Genomic DNA, 8,204 nt, shown 5'->3' on the forward strand with positions numbered 1-8,204 from the left:
AGGGTAGTACTGTGAGGAAATATGATCAGCTTGTGTTGAATATAAAAAACAAAATCGAGAGCAGTGAATACAATGCTGGAATGAAAATCCCATCCATTCGTCACTTAGCGGCTCAATATGCTGTGAGCAAAAGCACTGTCATAAAAGCACTAGACACGTTAGAGCGTGAACACTTGCTGTACTCTGTAGAAAGAAGTGGCTATTTTGTCGTGAAAACCAATCAGTCAGCCGTTAAGAAGGGCAGCACATGGATTGATTTTGCTTCCTCTGCGCCTGATCCCATTGTGTTTCCATATGTCGATTTTCAGCACTGCATCAATCAAGCGATTGATCTGTATCAAAATGATTTATTTATCTATGGCACCACCAATGGATTACCATCTTTACTGCCAATCATTTCAAAGCGTTTATCGGATTATCAAGTGTTTGCCTCTCCAGAACAGATCGTTATGACCTCTGGTATTCAGCTGGCTTTATCGATTTTAAGCACCATCCCGTTTCCAAATGGAAAACAGACCATATTGGTCGAACAGCCAGGCTATCACCTATTCCTCCAATACTTAGAGAAAAACCAGCTGCCTGTCCGGGGGATTCAGCGTACGGAAAAAGGACTCGATCTTCAGGAATTGGAGCGTATCTTCCGAGAGGAGGATATTCGCTTTTTCTATACGATGCCAAGGTTTCAAAACCCGCTTGGAACGAGTCTGTCGAAACAAGAAAAAATAGCGATTGCAGCCCTTGCCGAAGCATATGATGTCTACATCGTTGAAGACGATTATTTGGCTGATTTAGAATTCGATACAAAAAGAGACCCGATCTATTCATATGATCAGGCGGGGAAGGTCATTTATTTAAAAAGCTTCTCAAAAATCATTTTTCCGGGGCTTAGAACAGGTGCTGTCGTCTTACCAAACGAGCTGATTGGCCCCTTTAGTGAACATAAACGGCTGATTGATATCGACAGCTCGATGCTCTCACAGGCTGCTTTAGAAATTTATTTGAAAAGCGGGATGTTTGAGCGTCATAGAGAAAGGATGCAGGCGACCTATAGAGCTCGATCCAAACAACTTGTAGCCTGTTTGAAAAATGATCAAGGCGCTTATGCGCTGGGAGAAGAGGAGCCAGCTACTCATACCCACGTTCGTGTCGACCGGTCCATTCCGATGAATCAGCTCATTCAGCAGCTAAAAAAGGCTTCTGTGATGGTTCAGCCGATCGACCGCCATTTCATTTCTACTTATCAAAAGGAGCCTATACTTCAGCTGAACATTTGGCATGTAAAAGAAGAGGAAATCGCACGAGGCGTCGATTTGCTAAAGTCATCACTTCAACAAATCACACGTTATTAAGGCGAGATAGCATGTTCTCACAAGTGAGTATATCGACGTGCTCAGCCGCAGCAGGTTTTCTTGTACAAACCGCCATTTGGTAGGCAGGATCAAGCGAATATGTTTGGACAACGCAAGGGGCTTCGTGATCAGGTAATCTCAAAGTAGCCTGTCCATCCTCTGACAAGCGAGCGGTAAAGGATGAAAGACCATAGGATATTCCCTTCCCTGTCAGCTTGATAAAAGCCTCCTTCATGGACCATAAATGAAAGAAATAGGCTTCCTGCCGTTCTGCCGGCTGTGAGAGTAAATCTTGATATTCGTCAGCTGAAAAAAATCGTTTGGCAATGGCTAAATCAATCGGTTTAATCTCTTCAATATCAATGCCAACAGGCGCATCATCTACTGCGCCCACGACCCAATCACCAGAGTGAGAAAGATTAAAATGAAAAGAAGGAATTTGCCGGACAACAGGCTTTCCATTCCCTTCTGTTTCAAAAATGATCTGTTCCATAGGCAGTGCGTACATCTCATGAATGATGTGACGAATCAGTACCTCACCTAAAAGCGTTCTTCTTGCATCGATCAAAAAACGAAAGCGCTCAGCGGCGGCGCGTTTTTCAAGTGATACAAAAGGCTTCAGCTGTTCTATTTGTTTTCGTGCATTTCTATCATCTAAAGGTTGTAATTGAATAGCGAAAATCTTCATAACGGACCTCAATTTTTTACATTTATTGTACCATTGGATGAACCCATGCAAAAGAGAAACAGACATCCTGTTCAATGAAAGCACAAAATGACAGGAAGGTGCGGGCGGTTCTCGATATAGTGGAAGAGGAAGGAGAGGGAAAAATGATTCACTTGATCATGGATAGTATCAATTATATGGAAGAGAGGCTGGATCAGCCTTTGCAGATCGAAGAAGTGGCAGAGGAAGCCTGTATGTCTAAATTTCATTATCAGCGGCTATTCCATATGCTGACGGGAATTGCAGTAGCAGAATATATTCGCAAAAGACGATTAACCCTTGCGGCAGAAGAATTCATGACCAAGCAAGTGAAAGTTATTGATGCGGCGGTGAAGTATGGCTATGAAACCCCAGAGTCGTTTGCGAAAGCCTTCAAGCGGCATCACGGATATACACCGGCAGCAGTGAAAACAGGCGAGTATACAGTGAAAGCCTACCCCCGTCTCTCCTTCGAACTTCAAATAAAAGGAGTCGAACCGATGCATTATCGAATTGTGGAAAAGGATTCATTTTCAATCATGGGCAGAAGACTAAAGACAACAACAAAGAATAGCCAAAACAAACAGGATATTCCCGCCTTTTGGAAGCGTGTCAATCAAGAAGGATGGACGGATTCACTGGCTCATGCAGCTGGAGAACTCGGATATATCGGTGTATGTGCGCATTTTGATGAAACGCTTGAAACATTTGACTATATCATTGGGATTGAGCAAGGTGAGGAAGAACCAGATTCGACCATGACAGTCGAGCAGATTCCGGCCAGTACGTGGGCTGTATTTCAGGCAAAGGGGCCTGTCGAAACCGCTGTGCATTCAACATGGACACGTATTTTCACAGAATGGTTTCCTGCCTCAGGATATGAGCATGCTGGGGGAATGGAGATGGAAACGTACCCTTTAGATGGAGAGATACATTCTCCAGATCATGTGACATTGATTTGGATTCCAATCCGTAAACAATCATAAAAAAGGCAGCGTATCTCGCTGCTTTTTATCCTTGTGTGAGGACGTGAACACCGTTTGGATCGGTCGTATTCATCCCATGAGAATCTATCATCTTCACTTCAAGTAAAGAGAGACGTTCTCCCTTTTTCCAATGAATAGGTTGTGTCAAACCGTCCAGCAACTGATCGACCGTAGGTGTATGAGTCAAATCAGGTACTGCGATCGTCATCTCGGCAATTGCTTCTTCACCAGTTTCAATCACATCTGTCCGCCGCTGCAATTCAAGCCTTAAGCGCATCGGTGTAGAAAGAAACGTTCTTCGCTCCCCAGTCTGGATTGCCCAGTTTCTCTTTTGCGCTTGTACCAGCAGCTGATCATATTCATCATCAGTCACTAGAAAGCCGATGTGATCAAAAAGGACTTTTTTACTATAACCAAATGTGATATTGATCTGTCCCTTTCTCATCTCAATGATTCGGAAAGAGGGCTTCTTCTCTCTAAAATCATCCCATGTAAGCGGAGGGGGAAAGGAACCTTCCTTTGCGAAACGCCCCTTTACTTCAAAGCCTAATGAGGTGTACGCCTTCTCCATCTCCTCAACAAATGGTGTCCAGTAATGATAATGGAAAAGCTGCATCAGAGGATCATCTCCTGTTTTAAGAATATTGCGTCTATTTAGTTTAGCACAAAACAAGCCATTCATTTAGTAGAATGGCTTGTTCTTATCGGGTAAGGGTTTGAACAGGCTTCTCCGCTGTTTTTGTAATGAGCAGTTGCAAGAGCCGTGTCGATTGTGGCAATGAAAAGCGAAGGACGAGTCCAGTAAAGATGGCTGTCAGAATCGTTCCAATGCCAATCGGGCCGCCGAGCATCCATGCAAATAGAAGCACGGTTAACTCAATACCATTTCGAACCCACTGTACGTTCAGCCCCGTTTTTGCTGAGATGAGCAACATTAATGAATCCCTTGGCCCAGCGCCAAGATTAGCTGAGACATAAATGCCAACGCCATACCCAGACACAATCACGCCCGTAATAAATACATATAAAGCAGGTAAATACCCATGTGGTGCAGGTAATACTGCATTAAAGAAATCAATAAACACGCCAATCAGCACCATATTGAGCAGGGCGCCGATCTTTGGAAAAGATTTCGTGAAAACAGATGTCAGTGTCACAATCAGTGCACCAATAATGATCGACCATTGTCCAATGGTTAAACCAAAATGCTGAAACAGTCCATAATGAAAAGCGTCCCACGGACCAATGCCAAGGATCTTTCCCTTCACTGTCAGCGATAGTCCAAAAGCAAGTACAATTAATCCAACAAAATAAAAAAACCAACGTAAAAGATGTTCCCGCTTCAAAAGCTTTCCCTTCTTTCTTAAACACTCGATTTCAATCGTAACATACTCGCACGCCCCTTTAAATGGCTTTGCTCAATTGTAATCGCTTACTCGATAAAAAGAATTTTTTCCATAAAAAGAGCAGAAAACATCAAATTTTGGAGCAAGACTTTTGAATTGTTTTTTTTAACAAAGCGAACCAATAATTACCAATTTTTATGAAAATAAGAAAAAAATTCAATATAAAATGACAAAAAAACAACCTTTATCCAATTAAAGAATATTCAAGATAAAATAGAATAGATTGTATGTAAATTGCGTCGTTAGGCCTGTTTTTATTGATAGATAAAATATTTGATACACGATAAAAAAACTTGTTTTATTGGAAAAAACATAGATGGATCAGATGTCGAAAGCTTTATATGACCAAAGGGCTATTTTTGTCGAAAATAGTCTTTTGGTCATGTTGAGGGTTCTGAAATGTTACTGATATTCTTTACCAAAGTGTGGGAGGTGAACTGGTACATACCATTATGATGTAAAGCAGGGAAAAGGGGATGTCAAAAAATGAACATATTAAAAAGAACGAGTCAATTATTTCTTATATTGGTGCTGATCGCTGGAAATTTATTAACGGTCTCACCACCTGTTACAAAAGCTGCTGGAACAGTGGTCGTGAACAATACGGATTCCTATATGATTGGGACTAGGCCACTAGTTCTTCAGCAACTCGATGGAAATGATCCAACAAATGTTAAAGCTAGTGTAGAGGTGAAAGGAATCGATATAGGCGCAGTGAATGGTGTTGCTGTTAGTGATCGAGAAAATGTAGTGTATGCAACTGCAAATGGCACTAGCCTTACTCTATATAAAATAAATGCGACATCAGGGCAAGCACAAGTCGTAACGAAACTACCTGAAGGCGCTACTAATGCCGTTGTGCATCAAGATAAATATATTTATTCTTATTTTTCTAATGGTGATTCTTTCCTTGGAACGTACGATTTAGTTACGGGTCAAAAAACGTCCAAAAAAATCGTCGGTTATGACGCTGGCTCTGGCATTGGTGGTGACATTGGCGGAGATCTTGTAGTCGATAAGGATGGCTATCTTTGGTTTGCATCTAATAACAGTGGAGCCGTTGCGCAAATGAATCCTGAAACAGCTGAAGTCATTCGTGTCATTCCGATTACAAATGCGGATGGTAAAACGATTGACGGAGGCGTGCGGGGAATTAGCTTCTTGCCAAATGGGCAGATGCTATTACAGTCAGGATTAAATGAATCCATTGGTCATTCCACTCTTTTTACACTTGATGCGAAAACATTAAGTACAACATATATGGGCACTGCAGGTGATTCATTATCTTACGACTTAGCTTCAAGGGTGAAGCCTGAATTCGATCCATATCCACCTAACCTTGAATCAGAAAAATCGGTTGCTTTACAGAAAAAAGCAGAAGGCAACACAGATGAAAAGCATCCAGAAGTAGGCGACACTTTGCTTTATACAATTAGAGCAAAAAATACGGTGCAATTCGGCATTCTTAAAAATCTGATCATATCAGATAACCTTCCGAGCAGCTTAACCTATGTTTCTGGATCTCTTAAGGTAGATGGCACAAGCGTAACAGATGCAAAGGATCAAGACAAAGGTGATTTTACAAACGGTACTGTGACAGGTCAAATAGGTGATGTGAAAGACACCGATTGGCACACCGTGACATTTGAAGCGAAAGTAGCAAAAGGGCAAGCGGGTAAAGATATTCAAAATACAGCGAATGTCAAAGGGGAAAACACACCGCCAGACAATCCAACAACAAACATAGAAATTTATCCTCGTGATCCGAAGCTTGAATCAGAAAAATCAGCGGTCTTACAGAAAAAAGCAGATGGGAATACAGATGAGAAGCACCCAGAAGTAGGGGACACATTGCTGTATACCATTCAAGCCCGTAACGCTGTTGAAGATAGTGTAATAGAAGACCTTGTGATTTCTGACAAGTTACCTCAAGGATTATCTTATGTACCAAATTCTCTACAGGTAGATGGGAATCCAGTCACAGATGCAAAAGATGGCGACAACGGTGATATGACAGATGGAACTGTCACTGGAACGCTCGGTGAAGTGAAAGATACGAAATGGCATACCGTGACGTTTGAAGTCACAGTTGAAAAAGGTCAGGCAGGCAAAGATATTCAAAATACAGCGAGTGTCACAACCGGCAACACACCGCCAGACAAGCCGACAACGAATATAGAAATCTATCCTCGTGACCCGAAGCTGACTTCTGAAAAATCAGCCGTCTTGCAGAAAAAAGCAGATGGCAATACAGATGAGAAGCATCCAGAGGTCGGTGATACACTTCTTTATACGATTAAAACAAAGAATACGATAGAAGATAGTCTCGTTGAAAATTTAGTGATCTCAGACGAACTGCCGGAAGGATTAGCGTATGTGTCGGATTCACTTCAAGTGGATGGAGAGGCAGTCACTGACGCAAAGGATGACGATAACGGAGACTTCACAGATGGTACCATTTCAGGACAATTTGGTGACGTTCAAGATACAGATTGGCATACCGTGACATTTGAAGTGACGGTTGAAAAAGGTCAATCTGGCAAAGACATTCAAAATACAGCGAGTGTCACAGGTGAAAACACACCACCAGACGATCCGACAACAAAAACAGAAATCTATCCTCGTGATCCAAAGCTTGAATCAGAAAAATCAGCCGTCTTACAGAAAAAAGCAGAAGGTAACAAAGATGAGAAGCATCCAGAAGTGGGAGATACCCTGCTTTATACAATTAAAACAAAGAACACGATAGAAGACAGCCTTGTGGAAAATCTAGTGATCTCAGATCAATTACCAAAAGGGCTGAAGTATGTCGCTGGGTCTCTTGAAATTGATGGAGAATCTGTCACAGATGTGAAAGACGACGATAGCGGAGACTACACAGATGGAAAGGTCACAGGTTATTTTGGTAATGTGAAGGACACAGATTGGCATACCGTGACGTTTGAAGTGACAGTTGAAAAGGGACAGGCTGGTCAAGACATTCAAAACACTGCCGAAGTAACAGGTGAAAACACACCGCCAGATGATCCAACAACGAATACAGAAATTTATCCTCGTGAACCAAAACTAGCATCAGAAAAGACAGCGAGCATTCAGAAAAAAGCAGAAGGAAACACAGATGAAAAAACACCACAGGTAGGCGATACCCTTCTGTATACGATCAAAACAAAGAACCTTGAAGAGGACAGCATCGTCGAAAATCTCGTGATTTCAGATCAACTACCAGAAGGTCTTGAATACGTCGAAGGATCATTAAAAGTAGATGACCAAGCCGTCACAGATGCAAAAGATGACGACAACGGAGACTACACAAAAGGCACAGTCACCGGACAATTTGGTGATATCAAAGACACAGACTGGCATACGGTGACGTTTGAAGCGAAGGTCGCTAAAGGCCAAGCGGATAAAACCATTCAAAACACAGCAAAAGTAACAGGCGAAAACACGCCACCAGATGAGCCGACAACCGAAACAAACATTGATCCAAGAGATCCAAAGCTTGAATCAGAAAAAACATCTGAGATCTCTCAAAAAGCAAAAGGCAATACAAATGAAAAACAAGTTCAGGTAGGCGACACTCTCCTTTACACGATCAAAACAAAAAATAGTGTAGAAAACAGTGTCATCAAAGATTTAGTCATCGCAGATCAACTGCCAGAAGGTCTTGAATACGTCGAAGGGTCATTAAAAGTAGATGGACAAGCTGTCACAGACGCAAAAGATGATGACAACGGAGACTACACAAAAGGCACAGTGA

General features: G+C 42.0%; 6 protein-coding genes. 3 read left to right on the top strand and 3 right to left on the bottom strand.

Features of this window, described 5'->3' with window-relative positions:
- The first annotated feature begins 11 nt into the window (after positions 1-11).
- Positions 12-1,349 (top strand): aminotransferase-like domain-containing protein, encoded by a 1,338-nt coding sequence (locus tag BA79_RS18170; protein ID WP_035704392.1) that lies wholly within the window; start codon positions 12-14, stop codon positions 1,347-1,349.
- On the opposite strand, the gene BA79_RS18175 is transcribed toward BA79_RS18170, so the two are convergent.
- Complete coding sequence (locus BA79_RS18175) at positions 1,336-2,037, bottom strand: 4'-phosphopantetheinyl transferase family protein (protein WP_035704395.1); 702 nt, start codon at positions 2,035-2,037, stop codon at positions 1,336-1,338. The two genes, BA79_RS18170 and BA79_RS18175, sit on opposite strands and share 14 nt — an antisense overlap.
- A 143-nt stretch (positions 2,038-2,180) precedes the next feature.
- Here BA79_RS18175 and BA79_RS18180 point away from each other — a divergent pair, with 143 nt between their 5' ends.
- A complete protein-coding gene (locus tag BA79_RS18180; RefSeq protein WP_035704399.1) occupies positions 2,181-3,041 on the top strand; it encodes an effector binding domain-containing protein in 861 nt (286 codons plus the stop codon).
- 25 nt (positions 3,042-3,066) lie between these two features.
- On the opposite strand, the gene BA79_RS18185 is transcribed toward BA79_RS18180, so the two are convergent.
- Both BA79_RS18185 and BA79_RS18190 read right to left on the bottom strand, forming a co-directional pair.
- Entirely contained in the window at positions 3,067-3,657 is a 591-nt protein-coding gene (locus tag BA79_RS18185) for a hypothetical protein (protein WP_035704402.1), read from the bottom strand.
- An 85-nt stretch (positions 3,658-3,742) separates the two neighbouring features.
- On the bottom strand, positions 3,743-4,387 hold the full coding sequence (locus BA79_RS18190; RefSeq protein ID WP_007498187.1) for a YczE/YyaS/YitT family protein: 645 nt from the start codon (positions 4,385-4,387) through the stop codon (positions 3,743-3,745).
- Between the two features lie 546 nt (positions 4,388-4,933).
- On the opposite strand from BA79_RS18190, the gene BA79_RS18195 reads away from it, so the two are divergent.
- The coding region (locus BA79_RS18195; RefSeq protein ID WP_035704406.1) for an isopeptide-forming domain-containing fimbrial protein at positions 4,934-8,204 on the top strand (3,271 nt) is incomplete at its 3' end.

The organism is Bacillus altitudinis 41KF2b, assembly GCF_000691145.1.
Taxonomy (GTDB): domain Bacteria; phylum Bacillota; class Bacilli; order Bacillales; family Bacillaceae; genus Bacillus; species Bacillus altitudinis.